Raw genomic sequence first — 17,139 nt, forward strand, 5'->3', positions numbered from 1 at the left:
TACCGACGGGTAGCCCCGCTCATGTCTCCTCGCTGGCCGCGCTGCGCCGGTGCCAGGCGCGTGGTGCCCGCCAGCCGAACCGCATCGCCATCAGCCGCAGCCCGAAGGCGAGTATCGCCGCGACCGCGCTGGTTCCGGCGCTCAGGGCGTCGAAGTGGATCAGCAGCGCCGCCACCGAGGAGCCCACCAGAGCCGGTACCGCGTAGATCTCCCGGTCCCAGCGCAGCAGCGACGGCACCTCGTTGGCCAGCACGTCGCGCAGCACGCCGCCGCCCGCCGCCGTGGCCACACCCAGGGTGACTGAAGCGGTCAGGCTCAGCCCGTACTCATGAGCCTTCGTCGTGCCCGCGACGCAGAAGAGGCCGAGACCCATCGCGTCGAAGACCCCCACCGCCCCGTTGATCCGCTCGACCTCGGGATGCAGGAAGAAGATCATCCCTGCGGCGATCAGCGGGGTGAGGAAGTAGCCGAGGTCGGTGAAGGCGGCGGGCGGCACGGCACCGATCATCAGGTCCCGGAACAGCCCGCCGCCCAGCGCGGTGACCTCGGCCATGACCGCGATACCGAAGACGTCGAAGTTCTTGCGGACGGCTAGCAGCGCGCCGGAGATCGCGAAGACGAAGATCCCGGCGAGGTCCAGCGAGTGCAGGAGGGAGGGAGTGAACAAATCGGTGAGCACCCGCTATTTTTACCCCGGCCGGGCGAACAGGGGTCCGCCGGTGCCGACCGGTGCCCGGCGCCGATGCCTCCCAACGGGGCCCCGCCCCCGCCCTCCGCCGACATCCATGGGCCGGGGGCGGGCCAGGGCGGCGCGGGCCGCGCCGCCGCCCGCCTCAGTCCTGATTCGCCCCAGCGCCTGACCCGGCACCTGAACCGTCGCCGGAGCCCTCAGCGGCCCCCTCGGCAGGCCCCTCGCCGGCCTTGGCCGCCGCCTTCGCGTCAGACGTCTTCGCGTCAGACATCGAAGCCTGGCCCGCGTCCGCCTTGGCGGTCTCCACCGGAGCGGCGTCCACCGGAGCGGGCTTCGCGCCCTTGGCGGGCGCTGTGTTTCCAGCCGTGCCCTTCCCGGCCGCGCCCTTCCCGGCCTCCGCCCTGGCGGGCCCGGCGTCCGCCGGCGACCCCGCGAGCGACTTCGTCGTGGAGATGGTCACCGACCCGGCGCCTTCCGGAAGGTGTTCCAGGGGCGTGTCGCCGGGCCGCTGGTCCTCGTGGTTCTCCGGGTGGTGGCATGCCACCTGGTGGCCGGTCTTCAGGGCGATCAGCGGCGGCTCCTCCACGGTGCACACCTGCGTCGCCTTCCAGCAGCGGGTGTGGAAGCGGCAGCCCGTCGGCGGCGAGATCGGCGAGGGCACGTCGCCCTTGAGCAGGATGCGCTCGCGCTTGGCGCGCCGCTTGGGGTCGGGCACCGGCACCGCGGAGAGCAGCGCCTTGGTGTACGGGTGCATCGGGGAGTCGTAGAGCGACTTGCGGTCGGTCAGCTCGACGATCTTCCCGAGGTACATCACCGCGATCCGGTCCGAGACGTGCCGGATCACCGAGAGGTCGTGCGCGATGATCACGTACGTCAGGCCCAGCTCTTGCTGGAGGTCGTCCAACAGGTTGACCACCTGCGCCTGGATGGACACGTCCAGCGCCGAGACGGGTTCGTCGGCGACGACGAGCTTGGGGTTCAGCGCGAGCGCGCGGGCGATGCCGATGCGCTGCCGCTGGCCGCCGGAGAACTCGTGCGGGTAGCGGTTGAAGTGCTCGGGGTTCAGGCCCACCAGCGACAGCAGCCGCTGGACCTCCTTCTTCACACCCCCGTCGGGCGTGATGCCCTGGAGCTTGAACGGCGCGCTGACGATGGTGCCGACCGTGTGCCGCGGGTTCAGCGACGAGTACGGGTCCTGGAAGATCATCTGGACGTCGCGGCGCATCGGCCGCATCGCGGCGACACCCAGGTGCGTGATGTCCTTGCCCTGGAACTCCACCGTACCGCCGGTGGGTTCGAGCAGCCGGGTGATGAGCCGCCCCATGGTGGACTTGCCGCAGCCCGACTCGCCGACCACGCCCAGGGTCTCCCCCGCCCGTACGTCGAACGTCAGCCCGTCCACGGCCTGCACCGCGCCGACCTGGCGGCGCAGCAGACCCTTGGTGATCGGGAAGTGCTTGACCAGGCCGGTCACTTTGAGCAGCGGCTCGCCCTCTTCGGCCGGCCGCTGCTTCTGCAGCGTCACGTCTTTCTCAGACACAGCTTGGTCCTTCACAGCTTGGGCGCAATCTCTTCGGTCCAGATCCGCGTCCGCTCCTCCTGCGACATGTGACACGCGGAGAAGTGGTGGCTGCCGACCTCGCGGAGCTCCGGCCGCTCGGTGCGGGTGCGGTTGTCCTTCGGCACGTCCGCGTACGGGCAGCGGGGGTTGAAGGCACAGCCGTCCGGCACGTTGATGAGGCTGGGCGGGGAGCCCTTGACCGGGATGAGCCGTTCGGTGTCGTCCCTGTCGATGCGCGGCATCGACCCGAGCAGACCCCAGGTGTAGGGGTGCTGCGGCTCGTAGAACACCTTCTCGGCGGAGCCGCGTTCCACGCACCGGCCGCCGTACATCACGAGGATGTCGTCGGCCAGTTCGGCGACGACGCCGAGGTCGTGGGTGATGACGATGACCGCGGAGCCGAACTCCTTCTGCAGGTCCCTGATGAGGTCGAGGATCTGCGCCTGGACGGTGACGTCCAGGGCCGTCGTCGGCTCGTCGGCGATCAGCAGTTCGGGGTTGTTGACGAGCGCCATGGCGATCATCGCGCGCTGCCGCATGCCGCCGGAGAACTGGTGCGGGTAGTCGTCCACGCGCCGGTCGGGCTGCGGGATGCCGACGCGGTCGAGCATTTCGACGGCGCGCCGCTTGGCCACCTTCTTGTCGACGTCGTTGTGTACCCGGTACGCCTCGGTGATCTGCGCGCCGACGGTGAAGTACGGGTGCATCGCCGACAGCGGGTCCTGGAAGATCATCGCCATCTCGCGGCCCCGCAGCCGCCGCACCTCGTCCGGGGGCGCCGAGAGCAGTTCCTTGCCGTCGAACCAGATCTCGCCGGAGATACGCGCCTTGCCGCGGCCGTACTGGCCAACGGTGTGCAGGCCCATGATGCCCAGCGAGGTGACCGACTTGCCGGAGCCCGACTCGCCCACGATGCCGAGGGTCTTGCCGCGCTCCAGCGTGAAGGAGAGCCCGTCGACGGACTTGACCAGGCCGTCGTCGGTGGGGAAGTGCACCTGGAGGTCGCGGACGTCGAGGAAGACGTCGGACCCGGGCGCACCGGCCTGGACGGGTTCGCCGGTGGCGCCGGTCTTGGTCACGGCGGGCCCGGGGACGGGCCCCGGAGCGGATTCCGTCGTCATGAGAGCCTCACTCGGGGATCGATCACGGCGTACAACAAGTCCACGACGAGGTTGGCGATGACGACCGCGCCCGCCGTGATCAGCGTGACGCCGAGGATGAGTGGCAGGTCGCGTTCGCTGATGGCCCGGACCGCCGCCTGGCCGAGGCCCGGGAGGCTGAAGGTGGTCTCGGTGAGGATGGCACCGCCGACCAGGGCGCCCAGGTCCATGCCCAGGATGGTCAGCACCGGGGTCATCGTGGAGCGCATGGCGTGCTTGCCGATGACGACGGGTTCTCGCAGCCCCTTGGCGCGGGCGGTGCGGATGTAGTCCTCGCCGAGGACTTCCAGCATGGTCGCCCGGGTGAGCCGGGCGTACATCGCCGCGTACAGGAACGCCAGGGTGACCCAGGGCAGGATCATCCCGCTGAACCATTCCGCCGGGTTGTCCCCGAACTCGGTGTACTCGTTGCTCACCCAGTCGAGCTGGTACGAGAAGATCGCGAGGGAGACGACGCCGGTGAAGTAGATCGGCAGCGAGACGCCCGCGAGGGCGACGCTCATCGCCGTACGGTCCCACAGCGTGCCCCGCTTGAGCGCGGAGACGATGCCGGTGGCGACTCCGCCGAAGACCCAGAGCACCGAGGCTCCCGCGGCGAGTCCGAGGGTGACCGGGAGCCGGTCGGTGAGCACGGGCCAGATGGCCTGCTCGTTGCGGAAGGAGTAGCCGAAGCACGGCGCCGAGCACTTGATGGTCTCGCCGTTGCCGGTGTAGTCGCGTCCCACGACGAGGCCGCGCAGGAACTCCCAGAACTGCACGAGGATCGGGTCGCCGAGCCCCAGCTTCTGCCGGATGTCCTCGATGGCCTGCGCGTCGGACTGCTTGCCGACGTACATCGTCGCCGGGTCGACGCCGGTCCACTTCGGGATGATGAAGAAGATGCCGAAGGTCACCAGGATGACGACCATCAGCGTCAGGACGACGGCGAAGAGCCGCCGGATGAGGTATGCGAGCACTGCTCTCGGCCCGGCCGCGGCCTGGGGTCACCGGAGGTCGTCCGGTGACCCCAGGCCGCGGAACGCGGCCATCACCTGCCCTTCGTGCCTAGCGGCGGGTGCGCCGGGGTGCGTGTGGCCTGACGCTTGTGCGGATAAGGATGGCGGTCACTTGACGCCCAGTGCGGAGTAGTCGTAGCGGCCGTTGTAAGCGTCGGCCGTGTAGACGTTGGTGAGCCTGCTGCTGCGCCAGATGATGTTCTTCTCGAAGACGAACGGCAGGTACACGGCGTGCTCGGAGACGAGCTTGTTCATCTCGCCGTAGATCTTCGCGGCCTTGTCCTCGTCCAGCTCACCCTCGGCCTCCGCGAACTTCGCGTCGATCTTCGGGTCCTTCAGCATGCTGTAGTTGTTGTTGCCGTTGTCCAGGATGTACTTGCTGTGGACGAGCGGCATCGAGAAGCCCTGGCCGGTCGGGAAGTCGGGACCCCAGCCCATGATGATGATCCCGTAGTTCTTCTTCTTGACGACCTCGGGGTTGCCGATGATGCCGGTGGTCTGCGAGCCGTCGTACTGGTCGATCTCGGCCTTGATGCCGATCTTCTTCAGCGACGCCTGGAGCGACTCGGCGGTGGCGACCTCGGCGGGCTTGTTGTTACGCACCGCGATGGTGGTGCTGAAGCCGTCCGGCTTGCCGCACTTCTTCAGCGCTTCCTTGGCCTTGGCGGTCTCCGGGGTGCCCTTGAGCGCGTTGTACGGGTCGTACTTGGGGTCGGAGCCCTTGACGACCGGCGGGAGCATGTTGGTGGCGATGTCGCCACCGGCCTGCGGGCCGCCGCGCGCCGTCTGGAGCGACTTCTTGTCGGCGCCGTAGATGACGGCCTTGCGGCACTCGATGTTGTCGAACGGCTTCACCGTCTGCGGGAAGGCCGCGTACCGGATGAACCCGGTGGCCGGGTTGTCGATGTTGCCCTTGTGCTTGCGCAGCGCCTCCACGCGGCCGGCCTGGCCGACGCCGGTGGCGTTGAGGTCGACGTCGTAGTCGCCCTTGATCAGGCGCTTGTCCATCTCATCGGAGTTGGTGATGAGGGTCAGCGTGATCTGGTCCGGGAGCGCCTTGCGGATCGGGTCCGAGGACTTCTTCCAGTGGGTGTTGCGGACCATCTTCATCGACTTGTTGGGTTCGTACGACACCCACTTGTACGGGCCCGAGGAGAAGGGCATCTGCCCGTACTTGGACTTGGTGTCCTTGTCGATGCGGACCGGGGACGCGGCGGGCATCGCCAGCATCTGCTCGAAGTCGCCGTTGGGCTTCGGCAGCTTGAAGACGATCGTCTTGTCGTCCGGCGTCTCGATCGCCTTCAGGCCGAGCTTGTCCTTGGACTTGTCCTTGTACGGGCCCTCGTACTCGCCCTTGGGGTCGAGCACCTCCTTGAGGTAGATCGGGCCGCCGGACAGCACGTCCTGCGCCCAGACCCGCTCGATGCCGTACTTGATGTCCTTCGACGTGATCGGCTTGCCGTCCTGCCAGGTGATGCCGTCACGCAGCTTGTACTCGTACCGCTTGCCGCCTTCGGAGATCTTGGCGTTGGCGGTGGCGAGGTCCGGCACCAGCTCCTTGCTGGCCGGGCCGGGGGCGGGCTTGTAGGAGATCAGTTGACGCGAGTAGAACCGGGCGTAGTCCCACACGAAGCCGTAGTAACCACGCGTGGTGTCCCACGAGTCGGCGTCCTGCGTACCGATGAACTTGAGGGTGCCGCCCTTTTTCTCGGACGCGCTGGCGACCTTGCCGTTCGCGGCGTTGAAGCCCGCGCCCTTGCCCTCGCCGTTGTTGTCGTCGTCGCCGCCACCGCAGCCCGCGGTGGTCAGCAGAGCCGCGACGACGACTGCTGCGCCTGCGGCCAGTCTGCGCTTCGATGTGCGATGGGTTGTCACGATCTCGCAACCTCCGTGGTGGTGACGTTACTTTGCGTAGCGTTATGGAACTGCTGGGTGAGCGAAGGGGTCAGCGGCTCCCCTTCGGGTCGAGCGCGTCACGCACGCCGTCGCCGAAGAGGTTGAAGGCCAGGACGGTCACAAAGATGGCCAGGCCGGGGAAGATCATGAAGGTGGGCGCGATCTCGTAGGTGCGCACCGCCGTCGACAGCATCTGACCCCAGGAGGCGGTGGGCGGCTTGACGCCCGCGCCCAGGAAGCTCAGGGCGGCCTCGGTGAGGATGTTGGTCGGGATCATCAGCGTCATGTAGACGGTGATCGGCGCGACCAGGTTGGGCAGCAGCTCCTTGAAGAGGATGTAGCGACGGCCGGCGCCGAGGCTCTGGGCCGCCTCCACGTACTCACGCTCACGCAAGCTCAGCGTCTGGCCTCGGACGATGCGTCCCACGTACGGCCAGCCGAAGAAGCCGATCACCACGATCAGTACGCCCATCCGGACGCCCGTACCGCTCAGGCCCCACAGCTCGTTGGGCACCACCGAGACCAGCGCGAGGATGAACAGCAGCTGCGGGAAGGCGAGCAGCAGGTCCATGGTGCGGCTGATGATCGTGTCGACAATGCCGCCGAAGTAGCCGGCGATGATGCCGAAGATGGTGCCGAGCAGCACGGCGAAGACCGCGGAGAGGAAGGCGACGATCAACGAGATGCGGGTGCCGTAGACGACCCGGCTGAACACGTCGCGGCCGTTGACGGGTTCGACGCCGAACAGGAAGTCCTTGCTCATCCCGCCCCAGTCGCCGACGGGCTGGCCGCCGAGGAGCGCGTCAACGGTCTCGGGACCGTCGTGGAACTCGTTCGGCGGATGCCCGAACCAGTCCACGATCAGCGGAGCGAAGACCGCGACGAGTACCAGGAACAGCACTACGCACCCGCCGGTCAGCGCGAGCTTGTCCCGCTTGAGCCGCACCCAGGCGATTTGCGCGGGCGAGCGCCCCGAAATCTCCTTGGCCGTGGCATCAGCCGCGACATCGACAGCCGCGGTCTCGGCCGCGCTTGTGTCGTGAAGTGGTGCCGTCATCGTGGTGGGGACCCCTCTCGGCCGGTGGTGACCGGCCCACGCCCGCCGCTGTAGCGGCTTCGTTCACATCGCCTGGTGCAAGAAGTGTCGAGCTGGTGCAAAGAGTGCGGAGCTAGGCCAAGAGTGCCGACCTAGTACAAAGCTTTGACGCAAGAGCTGGTGCAAGAGTGCGGGTGAAGCGGCAAGTTCACGCGAAGTGAGTCACTTGCGGGCTGTACGAAGAGTCGCAGAACCCTTGGTGCGGGAGTCTTCAACGCTGCCGCGATCACCCGCCAGCCCTGACCCGCAATGGATGCGCAACTGTGATGTGGCCAGGGGTGTTCCGGTATCCGAACATTGGGGACAGGTGAGCGGGACGGATGGGAGGGGGTCAAAGCCCGCCATCAGGGACTTCTGGCAACCGCCGGGGCGCGCGCGACGCCTCGGCCGCCGGTCTGCGCGCCCCGTAAGCCGGAGGAGACGTGGATCTTCGCGCCAGGCCGGAGTGACACCTTCCATGCGGAGCCGTACACTCCGCCGCCGCCCGGACGGAACCGGAAACGCACCCTCCGGCACGGTGGCCCCGCGACCGGTGCGGCGAACGGCTCTCCAGGCGGCCAGCATGCCCTGTGCGGCGTCCGCCCGGAGGCGTATGGGGAAATCAGCGAGGTCTCAGGAAAAGACGGCGGGATTCAGCCCCGCGGGTGACAGCACGGGGCCGGGGAGTATCAGGCCAGGCCAGTGGGGCAGATTGCCCCGGAGGAAACACAAACGCCTCCGCGAACGACGGAGGCGGGCGAGGTGGGCAGCCGGAGGCGGGGGAGGCGCTAGTACGGCTGCGGCGGATAGCCGTAACCGGCGGTCGGCGCGGGCGCGCCACCGTAGAGATCGCGGTCGAAGAACGGGCGGCTGTTGGCCCGCATCCACATCGCCACCGGGTCGTACTCGTCCGACATCGCCACTGTCGAGACCGGCAGCCCGTCGGGCACCGCGCCGACCGACTGACGCATCATCATCCGTACGGATTCCACGGCCACTTGGCTCGTGTCGTACAGATCGAGCCCGATCGCCAGATACGGGCTGCCGAGAGCGGGCTGGACCCACGCCCGGCGCAACGACCGCACGGCCGGGGTGCGGTGCGCGCTCTGCCCCAACAGGCCGTAGAACTGGTGGATTTCGATGGTCGGCTCGGACAGCCGCAGCGGCCCGGCGGGCAGCCGGTCGAGACCGCCGGCGACGCGCCGCAGATCGAGCCAGGGAATGCCGACGCCGCCGCCCGGCGCGTGCGGGTTGAGCCACAGCCCCCAGTGGTCGGGGAAGAGCGCGGCCGAGACCTGCCTCCCGGAGACCACCTCGTGCATGCGGTTCCAGCCACTGGCGGCGAGCTCCCGCGCCGACGTCACACAGGGCGCGTAACCGAAGCCGTCGACGTCCATGTTCCCGTACTGCGCGTCCGGCGACCCGGCCTGGCCATGCCACAGCAGCATCCAGACCTGCCCGCCTTCGAGGGCGCGCAGCAGCGCCTCGTAGGCGTCATACCTGCCCGGGGTGACCTGCCGCAGCGCGTCCTCGACCTGCCCGGCAGCGGGCGCGCCGGCCTCCCGTCGCCCGCCACCGCCGAGATACGAGTCGCTGCGCACCCCCCTGTCCGCGCCCGCGCTCACCTGGTTACGCCCCTTCTGTCAGCCAATGCGGGGGCGCTCGCACGCACCCCGTCCAGTCATCCAACCAGCTTACGAGCCCGTACAGGCAGCTCAGGGAAGACGTCACAGGTCACGGTCGAAGAACGGCCGCACGCGGCCCAGCATCCAGTCGGCCACCGGGTCTTGGGCGATGTCCAGCAGCACCAGTTGCACCGGCCACGGCACGGGGACCGTGCCCAGCGCGCGGCCGAGCGCGTCCAGCACGACGGCGCGTGACCGCGGATCGGGACGGTCGAGTTCGACGCCGACGAACAGCGCCGGAGGGTCACCCTCGACGCTGGCCAGCGCGCGGCGCGCGGTCCGCACGCCGGGGGTGGCGGTGAACTCCAGACCGGCGGCGGCCAGGAAGTCGACGGGCTCCTCCTGCCAGTCAGGCTCATAGAGCAGCACCCGGCCGCCCGAGGCGGCGCCCTCCCCGTAGCCCCCGGCGTGCGGGTCGAGCGCGGAGCGCCCGGCCCGGCACAGCTGGGCGACGGCGGGCGGCGGCAGCGGCACACCGATCACCCCGCCGGGGTTCACCGCGATGCCGACCTGGGGCGGCAGCCCGCGCGCGAACTCCACGGCCGGGGCGACGGTGAACGGCATATGAGCGCCGACGACCTGGAGGAACTGCTGCTCGGAGCTGAAGACGGGCACGAAGGCGGCACCGTTCAGCTCAAGGGTGGCCACATCGAGGTCGCGGCTCGCGGGCCCGCCGCCCTTGGGCAGCGGCACCCAGATATGGCTGCGGCCCAGCACCTCGACGATACGGGCGCCCGCACTCGCCTGCTCCGGCCCCGTCGCGCTCATCGACAGCGAAGCGGCCAGTACCTCTTCGAGTTCATTGCACGGGAATCCGCCGACAGCCGGGGAGGTTTCGTAACTCTCAGGGATGTTCATGTCGTCCAACCGCCATCTCGTCCGACCTGCACACGCACCCTAACGGCTGCACCGTCAAGCCCTCCTGGCGGCCGCCGCATTCTCCGATGAATCCCCAGGTGGGAGCGGTCCGGCAGGCATCCGCACGCCAGCCGTTACGCCACCCTCGGTAGCCGACGAGTTGCACACAGTGCCAGCCCTTCACACGGTGGTCGAGTACCTGTCAGCAACATGAAGGGACATCCTTCTCATGCGCATCTCCCGGAAGACCGGCGTCCTCATCTCGTCCGCCGCGGTCACCGCACTGGCTCTCGGCTCCGCGGGCACCACCGTGGCCCTGGCCATGGACGAGGCCCCCGCTCGCTCCGTCAGCGCACCCAAGCCCGCACCCGACCCGGCGACCGTGACCGCCCAGACGAAGCTGCTCGACCACACGGGCAAGCTCATCGACCCCATCACCGAGCTGGCCGAAGACGTCCTCAAGGCCAAGGACAACAAGCTCACCGACAGCGAGCTGGCCAAGCACAGCAAGGCGGTCGACAAGGCCCTGCAGGCGCTGCGCCAGAGCGCGGCGCAGAAGCCCGCCAAGCAGGCCAAGCCCGCCAAGCCCGCGAAGCAGGTCAAGCCGGCCAAGCAGGCTCAGATGGGCCGTCAGGGAGCGGGCATCTCCCACCGCGCCGCGCCGCCGGCCGGCACCATGCGGGCGCAGGCCGTCGCCGACCTGAAGGCGAAGGTGGACTCCCTGGTCAAGACCTCGGCCAAGGCCAAGCCCGCGGACCGGGTGGCCGCCGCGCAGGCCACGCTGCGGGGCACCGTGAACGTCATGACCGCCATCATCCTCAGCGGCGAGCTGCCCGCCCCCGACCTGAAGGGCCTGCCGAAGCTGCCGACGCTGCCGGGCGCCCCGATGACGCTGCCCGCGGAGGTCCACCCGCGCTGACGCGCACCAGGCGCCACGCGGACCGCACGCCGCGAGCCCCGCACGACGGCCGCTCGCCCCGCCCGGCCCGTCCCCCCGCGGCGCGGAGGAGCCCCGGTCCCCCGGAACCCCGGCGACCGGGGCTCCTCCGCGCCGTGAGACCGCGCCGGGAATCCGCGCCGCGAGACAGCGCCGTACGCGGCGGGGGCCGGAGCGCCTACTCGAAGCCGATGCCGTGCAGCTCCCGCGCCGCCGCGCGGTCGAGGAGGACCGCCGACGCGCAGCCGTCCGGCAGGCGTCCGGCTAAGGTGCCCGCGCGGAGCCGGTCGACGGCGCTGCGGTGCCTGCCGAAGGCGTAGCCGGAGACTCCGCGTCCGCGCGCCGCCTGGCCCGCCAGGGCGACTTCGGGCGGGACGTCGAGCAGCACCAGATGCAGCGCGCCGCCGCGCCGCCGCGCGGTGCGGGCGAGCCAGCGGCGGACCCAGACGAGCGTGCCGCAGTCGTGGACGACGACGCTGTCCCCGGAGCGCAGCGCCCGGTACAGCGCGGCATAGTGCGTGAGCCGGACCAGCGGCCGGTACAGCGCGTACGGCAGCCAGCCGGGCAGCCACCGGTCCCAGCGGTCCCGCGCGTCCTGGGAGTCGACGCGGCGCACCTCACCGCCGCCCGCGTCGAGGGCCGCCACCACGCGCCGGATCAGCGTGCTCTTGCCGCTGCCCGGGAGGCCGGACACGACCAGGAGGTCTCCCGCCACGTACCGCAGTTCCCGTACGTGGTCCTGGCCGCCGCCGCGAGCGGGACCGGGGCCGCCGTCCGTCCGGCGGCACTCAGACCGCTCGTCCGCGGGCTCACCGGCGAGCTCGTCAGCCAGTTCGTCAGCGAGTTCGTCAGCGCCCTCGCCGTCCGGCTCGCCGGTTCTCCCGCCGGCTCGCAGGTCGCGGACGGCGGCGCCCCGGCCCGGCCTGACCGGCTCCCCGTGACGCTGTCGCGGCCACGGAAGCCGAGCGGGAACCGGCGGCCTCGCATGCATGCCCTGCCCCTGCAACGTGATCGTCCTCCCCGAACGCGGTCACTACGGTCAGCCGGTCACTACGCCACCAGTCACAAGTCATCCAGTCACCAGTGACCAGGCGCGCGTCACCGCGTCAGTCACCGGTCCTCACGACCAGTCGTTCGCCGCGTCACTACGGCCAGTCGGTCACCACGGCCAGTCAGTCACTACGGTCCGTATCCGTTGAGTGTAAAGAAAAGGTAATGCCCCACAAGGCGGATGGAGACGCCGTCACCGGATGCGGGACAGGATGGCGGACGGGGGCCCGCCCCGAGCGGGTCCGTGTAATGATGTGCGCGCAAACTCCATACAGGCCGCTTGAACCCATGCGGGAGAGTTCCCGGACCAGCGATGATCGGTGACGATCACTCGCCCGGGGCGCCGAAGGAGCAAGTCCTCCCTTGAATCTCTCAGGCCCCGATACCGCGTGGACGAGGCAGATCTGAAAAGCGAGCCGTTCGCGCGGCTCCACCCAAGGTGCAAGCCGAACCCCGGTCAGGGGTCATGGCGAACCTCTCAGGTTCCGATGACAGATGGGGAGGATGTCCTCGTCTGCCCTGCCCACCTTGGGAGTCACCACCGATGAGCACGCTGCCCGATCCCTCGCGCCGGACCGCTCTGGACGCGACCCATCGCGCGCTCGGCGCCACCATGACCGACTTCGCGGGCTGGGACATGCCGCTGCGTTACGCGAGCGAGCGCGACGAGCACAACGCGGTGCGTACCCGCGCCGGGCTCTTCGACCTCTCCCACATGGGCGAGATCACCCTGACCGGCCCGCAGGCGGGCCAGGCGCTGGACTACGCGCTCGTCGGCAACCTCTCGGCGCTCGCCGTCGGCCGCGCCCGCTACACCATGATCTGCGACGCCCAGGGCGGCATCCTCGACGACCTGATCGTCTACCGGCTCGGTGACGAGGAGTTCATGGTCGTCGCCAACGCCTCCAACGCCCAGGTGGTGCTGGACGCGCTGACCGAGCGTGCCGCGGACTTCGACACCGCCGTACGGGACGACCGCGAGAATTACGCGCTGCTGGCCATCCAGGGCCCCGAGTCCCCCGGCATCCTGAAGTCGCTGACCGACGCCGACCTGGACGGCCTGAAGTACTACGCGGGCCTGCCCGGCACGGTCGCCGGGGTGGCCGCACTGATCGCCCGTACGGGGTACACCGGTGAGGACGGCTTCGAGCTGTTCGTCGCCCCGGGCGACGCCGAGCCGCTGTGGCAGGCCCTGACGGAGGCCGGGAAGGCCGCCGGGCTCATCCCCTGCGGGCTCTCGTGCCGTGACACCCTGCGCCTTGAGGCGGGCATGCCGCTGTACGGGCACGAGCTGACCACCTCCACGACGCCGTTCGACGCCGGTCTCGGCCGGGTCGTGAAGTTCGAGAAGACGACGAACGAGGGTGCCTTCGTCGGCCGCGAGCCGCTGGAGGCCGCGGCCGGGCGGGCCGAGCAGGCCCCGCCGCGCAAGCTGGTCGGCCTGGTCGCCGAGGGCCGCCGGGTGCCGCGCGCCGGGTTCCCGGTCGTCTCCACCGCCGACGGGTCGGTCATCGGCGAGGTCACCTCCGGTGCCCCCTCCCCCACCCTCGGCAAGCCGATCGCCATCGCGTATGTGGACGCCTCGTACGCCGCTCCCGGCACTGCGGGCGTGGCGGTGGACATCCGCGGCACGCACGAGATGTACGAAGTAGTCGCACTGCCGTTCTACAAGCGTCAGCGCTAGCCGTACGCCACGTACCGCGGCCGCCGTCCCACCGGACAGACTGGCCGCACCGCGGGTCCATCGCGCCCTTTCAGCCCCCTTTGCACGAGCACGCCACCGCATCCAGGAGAATCACGCCATGAGCAACCCCCAGCAGCTGCGCTACAGCAAGGAGCACGAGTGGCTGTCGGCCGCCGAGAACGGCGCGTCGACGGTCGGCATCACCGAGCACGCGGCCAACGCGCTCGGCGATGTCGTCTTCGTTCAGCTCCCCGAGGTCGGCGCCCAGGTCACCGCGGGTGAACCCTGCGGTGAGCTGGAGTCGACCAAGTCGGTCAGCGACCTGTACGCGCCGGTCTCCGGCGAGATCACCGAGGTCAACCAGGACGTCGTGGACGACCCGTCGCTGGTGAATTCAGCCCCCTTCGAGGGTGGCTGGCTGTTCAAGGTGAAGGTGACGGACGAGCCGGACGACCTGCTCTCAGCCGATGAGTACGTCGCCTTCACCGGCAACTGACCCAACCGCCCACGTGACCTTCACGACTGAGATCTGATCGGGATTCTGATGTCGCCTTTCAACAGTTCCCTCCATGAGTTCGACCCCGACGTCGCCGCCGCCGTCGATGCCGAGCTCCACCGCCAGCAGTCCACTCTGGAAATGATCGCGTCGGAGAACTTCGCTCCGGTCGCCGTCCTGGAGGCCCAGGGCTCGGTTCTCACCAACAAGTACGCCGAGGGCTACCCCGGCCGCCGCTACTACGGTGGTTGCGAGCACGTCGACGTCATCGAGCGCATCGCCATCGACCGTGTGAAGAAGCTCTTCGGCGCCGAGGCGGCCAACGTGCAGCCGCACTCCGGCGCGCAGGCGAACGCCGCCGCGATGGCCGCCCTGCTCACCCCGGGCGACACCATCCTCGGCCTGAACCTCGCGCACGGCGGGCACCTGACGCACGGCATGCGGCTCAACTTCTCCGGCAAGCTCTACAACGTGGTCGCCTACCACGTCGACGAGAAGACCAGCGAGGTCGACCTCGACGAGGTCGAGCGCCTGGCCAAGGAGCACCGCCCGAAGCTGATCATCGCGGGCTGGTCCGCCTACCCGCGCCAGCTCGACTTCGCCGCCTTCCGCCGGGTCGCCGACGAGGTCGGCGCGTACCTGATGGTCGACATGGCGCACTTCGCCGGTCTGGTCGCCACCGGGCTGCACCCGTCACCGGTGCCGCACGCGCATGTGACGACCACCACTACGCACAAGACCCTGGGCGGCCCGCGCGGCGGTGTGATCCTGACCACCGCGGAACTGGCCAAGAAGATCAACTCCGCGGTCTTCCCCGGCCAGCAGGGCGGGCCGCTGGAGCACGTCATCGCGGCGAAGGCGGTGGCTTTCAAGATGGCCGCCTCCGAGGAGTTCAAGGAGCGCCAGCAGCGCACCCTGGACGGCGCCCGCATCCTCGCCGAGCGGCTGACGCGGCCCGACGTCACCGAGGTCGGCGTCTCCGTCCTCTCCGGCGGCACGGACGTGCACCTGGTCCTGGTCGACCTGCGCAACTCCGAGCTGGACGGCCAGCAGGCCGAGGACCGGCTGCACGAGGTCGGCATCACGGTCAACCGCAACGCCATCCCGAACGACCCGCGCCCCCCGATGGTCACCTCGGGTCTGCGGATCGGCACCCCGGCGCTGGCCACCCGAGGCTTCCAGGAGGAGGACTTCCGGGAGGTCGCCGACATCATCGCGCAGGCGCTGAAGCCGTCGTACGACGCTGAGGCACTGCGTGGCCGCGTCACCGCGCTGGCCGGGAAGCACCCGCTGTACCCCTCGCTGTAACCCTCCGGCGGGACGCGTGTCACGGGGCACCGCGCACACTGGTAGTGAGCCGGTGCCCCGTCTCGTCCGCCCAGCCGTTCAATAAACCGTTCAACCATTCCACCGTTCAACCGCATAAGGTTCCTTTCGCCCCCTATGGGCCTCGCCCCTGCGGGCGCCGTCGCTGCCCGCGTCGTCGCTACAGGCTCTCTCCGCCCAGTGAGCCCGCCCGGAACCGCGCACACCATCACCGCACGACCGCACATCACCCCGTGCTCTCTCCGCCCCTGAACCACCCACCACGAGCAGACAAAGGGGTCAGCCACCGTGGCCATCTCCGTCTTCGATCTCTTCTCCATCGGCATAGGCCCGTCCAGTTCTCATACGGTCGGCCCAATGCGCGCCGCCCGCATGTTCGTACGCCGCCTGAAGAACGAGGGCCTGCTGGCCCACACCACCTCCGTCCGCGTCGAACTCTTCGGCTCGCTCGGCGCCACCGGCCACGGCCACGGCACCCCGAAGGCGGTGCTGCTGGGGCTTGAGGGCCACGCGCCGAAGACGGTCGATGTGGAGGGCGCCGACGCCGAGGTCGACCGCATCCGCAAGACCAAGCGCCTGCGGCTGCTCGGCGCGGAGATCGGCACGGCGCATGAGATCGACTTCCACGAGCCGACCGAGCTGATCCTGCACCGCCGCCGCTCCCTCCCGTACCACGCGAACGGCATGACGCTCTTCGCCTACGACGAGACCGGTCTGCCGCTGCTGGAGAAGACGTACTACTCGGTGGGCGGCGGATTCGTCGTCGACGAGGACGCGGTCGGCGAAGACCGCATCAAGCTCGACGACACGGTGCTCGCCCACCCCTTCCGCACCGGCGACGAGCTGCTGCGCCTCTCCCGCGAGACGGGCCTTTCCATCTCGGGCCTGATGCTGGAGAACGAGAAGGCGTGGCGCACGGAGGAGGAGATCCGCGAGGGGCTGCTGGAGATCTGGCGCGTCATGCAGGCGTGCGTCGCGCGGGGCATGGCCCGCGAGGGCATCCTCCCCGGCGGCCTCAAGGTCCGCCGCCGCGCGGCGACCGCGGCCCGCGCCCTGCGCTCCGAGGGCGACCCCACCGCGCACGCCATGGAGTGGATCACTCTCTACGCGATGGCGGTCAACGAGGAGAACGCGGCGGGTGGCCGGGTCGTCACCGCCCCCACCAACGGCGCGGCCGGGATCATCCCCGCCGTCCTGCACTACTACATGAACTTCGTGCCCGGCGCCGACGAGGACGGCGTCGTCCGCTTCCTCCTCGCCGCGGGCGCCATCGGCATGCTCTTCAAGGAGAACGCCTCCATCTCGGGTGCCGAGGTCGGTTGCCAGGGCGAGGTCGGCTCCGCCTGCTCCATGGCGGCCGGCGGCCTCGCCGAGGTGCTCGGCGGCTCCACCGAGCAGGTCGAGAACGCGGCCGAGATCGGCATGGAACACAACCTCGGCCTCACCTGCGACCCGGTCGGCGGCCTCGTGCAGATCCCCTGCATCGAGCGCAACGGCATGGCCTCGGTCAAGGCCGTCACCGCCGCCCGCATGTCCCTGCGCGGCGACGGCCGCCACCATGTCTCGCTCGACAAGGTCATCAAGACGATGAAGGAGACGGGCGCGGACATGAAGGTCAAGTACAAGGAGACGGCGCGCGGCGGGCTCGCGGTCAACGTCATCGAGTGCTGAGGCAGACGGGGCCGCCCGGGTAGCCGGGGCAGCCGGGGTGGCTGGGTCAGCCGG

Annotated in this window: 14 protein-coding genes and 1 riboswitch; of the genes, 5 read left to right on the forward strand and 9 right to left on the reverse strand. The window is 69.7% G+C overall.

Annotated elements, in window-relative coordinates; all coding sequences use genetic code 11:
• Nucleotides 1-19: 19 nt before the first annotated feature.
• The 8 genes from AC5P1B_RS28340 to AC5P1B_RS28375 all read right to left on the reverse strand — a co-directional run bounded on the left by AC5P1B_RS28340 (nucleotide 20) and on the right by AC5P1B_RS28375 (nucleotide 9,921).
• Nucleotides 20-679: a trimeric intracellular cation channel family protein gene (locus AC5P1B_RS28340; protein ID WP_493890721.1), complete on the reverse strand. Its 660-nt coding sequence runs from the start codon at nucleotides 677-679 to the stop codon at nucleotides 20-22.
• A 154-nt stretch (nucleotides 680-833) separates the two neighbouring features.
• Nucleotides 834-2,231, reverse strand: a complete 1,398-nt coding sequence (locus AC5P1B_RS28345) for a dipeptide ABC transporter ATP-binding protein (RefSeq protein WP_493890722.1) — start codon at nucleotides 2,229-2,231, stop codon at nucleotides 834-836.
• An 11-nt stretch (nucleotides 2,232-2,242) separates the two neighbouring features.
• Nucleotides 2,243-3,373 (reverse strand): ABC transporter ATP-binding protein, encoded by a 1,131-nt coding sequence (locus AC5P1B_RS28350; RefSeq protein WP_493890723.1) that lies wholly within the window; start codon nucleotides 3,371-3,373, stop codon nucleotides 2,243-2,245.
• Nucleotides 3,370-4,368, reverse strand: a complete 999-nt coding sequence (locus AC5P1B_RS28355; protein WP_493890725.1) for an ABC transporter permease — start codon at nucleotides 4,366-4,368, stop codon at nucleotides 3,370-3,372. Before AC5P1B_RS28355 ends, AC5P1B_RS28350 begins: the two co-directional genes overlap by 4 nt.
• Nucleotides 4,369-4,515: 147 nt before the next feature.
• Nucleotides 4,516-6,282 (reverse strand): ABC transporter substrate-binding protein, encoded by a 1,767-nt coding sequence (locus AC5P1B_RS28360; protein WP_493890726.1) that lies wholly within the window; start codon nucleotides 6,280-6,282, stop codon nucleotides 4,516-4,518.
• Nucleotides 6,283-6,352: 70 nt separating this feature from the next.
• Complete coding sequence (locus tag AC5P1B_RS28365) at nucleotides 6,353-7,360, reverse strand: ABC transporter permease (RefSeq protein ID WP_493890727.1); 1,008 nt, start codon at nucleotides 7,358-7,360, stop codon at nucleotides 6,353-6,355.
• A gap of 806 nt (nucleotides 7,361-8,166) precedes the next feature.
• Nucleotides 8,167-8,979 carry an enhanced serine sensitivity protein SseB C-terminal domain-containing protein gene (locus AC5P1B_RS28370; RefSeq protein ID WP_493890781.1) on the reverse strand — a complete coding sequence of 271 codons (813 nt, stop codon included), beginning with the start codon at nucleotides 8,977-8,979 and terminating at the stop codon, nucleotides 8,167-8,169.
• Between the two features lie 126 nt (nucleotides 8,980-9,105).
• Complete coding sequence (locus AC5P1B_RS28375; RefSeq protein WP_493890729.1) at nucleotides 9,106-9,921, reverse strand: enhanced serine sensitivity protein SseB; 816 nt, start codon at nucleotides 9,919-9,921, stop codon at nucleotides 9,106-9,108.
• 229 nt (nucleotides 9,922-10,150) lie between these two features.
• Between AC5P1B_RS28375 and AC5P1B_RS28380 the strand changes: the two genes are divergently transcribed.
• Nucleotides 10,151-10,840 (forward strand): hypothetical protein, encoded by a 690-nt coding sequence (locus AC5P1B_RS28380; RefSeq protein ID WP_493890730.1) that lies wholly within the window; start codon nucleotides 10,151-10,153, stop codon nucleotides 10,838-10,840.
• Nucleotides 10,841-11,036: 196 nt separating this feature from the next.
• On the opposite strand, the gene AC5P1B_RS28385 is transcribed toward AC5P1B_RS28380, so the two are convergent.
• A complete protein-coding gene (locus AC5P1B_RS28385) occupies nucleotides 11,037-11,849 on the reverse strand; it encodes an AAA family ATPase (RefSeq protein ID WP_493890732.1) in 813 nt (270 codons plus the stop codon).
• Between the two features lie 340 nt (nucleotides 11,850-12,189).
• Nucleotides 12,190-12,306: riboswitch (glycine riboswitch) on the forward strand.
• Nucleotides 12,307-12,452: 146 nt separating this feature from the next.
• Here AC5P1B_RS28385 and gcvT point away from each other — a divergent pair.
• The 4 genes from gcvT (at nucleotide 12,453) to AC5P1B_RS28405 (ending at nucleotide 17,085) form a co-directional block, all read left to right on the forward strand.
• On the forward strand, nucleotides 12,453-13,592 hold the full coding sequence (gene gcvT, locus AC5P1B_RS28390; RefSeq protein WP_493890733.1) for a glycine cleavage system aminomethyltransferase GcvT: 1,140 nt from the start codon (nucleotides 12,453-12,455) through the stop codon (nucleotides 13,590-13,592).
• Nucleotides 13,593-13,710: 118 nt separating this feature from the next.
• Nucleotides 13,711-14,088, forward strand: a complete 378-nt coding sequence (gene gcvH, locus AC5P1B_RS28395; RefSeq protein ID WP_493890735.1) for a glycine cleavage system protein GcvH — start codon at nucleotides 13,711-13,713, stop codon at nucleotides 14,086-14,088.
• A 48-nt stretch (nucleotides 14,089-14,136) separates the two neighbouring features.
• On the forward strand, nucleotides 14,137-15,396 hold the full coding sequence (gene glyA, locus AC5P1B_RS28400) for a serine hydroxymethyltransferase (protein WP_493890737.1): 1,260 nt from the start codon (nucleotides 14,137-14,139) through the stop codon (nucleotides 15,394-15,396).
• A gap of 306 nt (nucleotides 15,397-15,702) precedes the next feature.
• Complete coding sequence (locus AC5P1B_RS28405) at nucleotides 15,703-17,085, forward strand: L-serine ammonia-lyase (RefSeq protein WP_493890738.1); 1,383 nt, start codon at nucleotides 15,703-15,705, stop codon at nucleotides 17,083-17,085.
• Nucleotides 17,086-17,139: the final 54 nt, after the last annotated feature.

The sequence above is a fragment of the Streptomyces sp. A01 genome (assembly GCF_059026195.1).

Coding starts and splice junctions, on each gene's coding strand:
- AC5P1B_RS28385 (WP_493890732.1), bottom strand. CDS start 11,849: ATGCATGCGAGGCCGCCGGTTCCCGCTCGGCTTCCGTGGCCGCGACAG.
- gcvH (WP_493890735.1), top strand. CDS start 13,711: ATGAGCAACCCCCAGCAGCTGCGCTACAGCAAGGAGCACGAGTGGCTG.
- AC5P1B_RS28350 (WP_493890723.1), bottom strand. CDS start 3,373: ATGACGACGGAATCCGCTCCGGGGCCCGTCCCCGGGCCCGCCGTGACC.
- AC5P1B_RS28380 (WP_493890730.1), top strand. CDS start 10,151: ATGCGCATCTCCCGGAAGACCGGCGTCCTCATCTCGTCCGCCGCGGTC.
- gcvT (WP_493890733.1), top strand. CDS start 12,453: ATGAGCACGCTGCCCGATCCCTCGCGCCGGACCGCTCTGGACGCGACC.
- AC5P1B_RS28365 (WP_493890727.1), bottom strand. CDS start 7,360: ATGACGGCACCACTTCACGACACAAGCGCGGCCGAGACCGCGGCTGTC.
- glyA (WP_493890737.1), top strand. CDS start 14,137: ATGTCGCCTTTCAACAGTTCCCTCCATGAGTTCGACCCCGACGTCGCC.
- AC5P1B_RS28375 (WP_493890729.1), bottom strand. CDS start 9,921: ATGAACATCCCTGAGAGTTACGAAACCTCCCCGGCTGTCGGCGGATTC.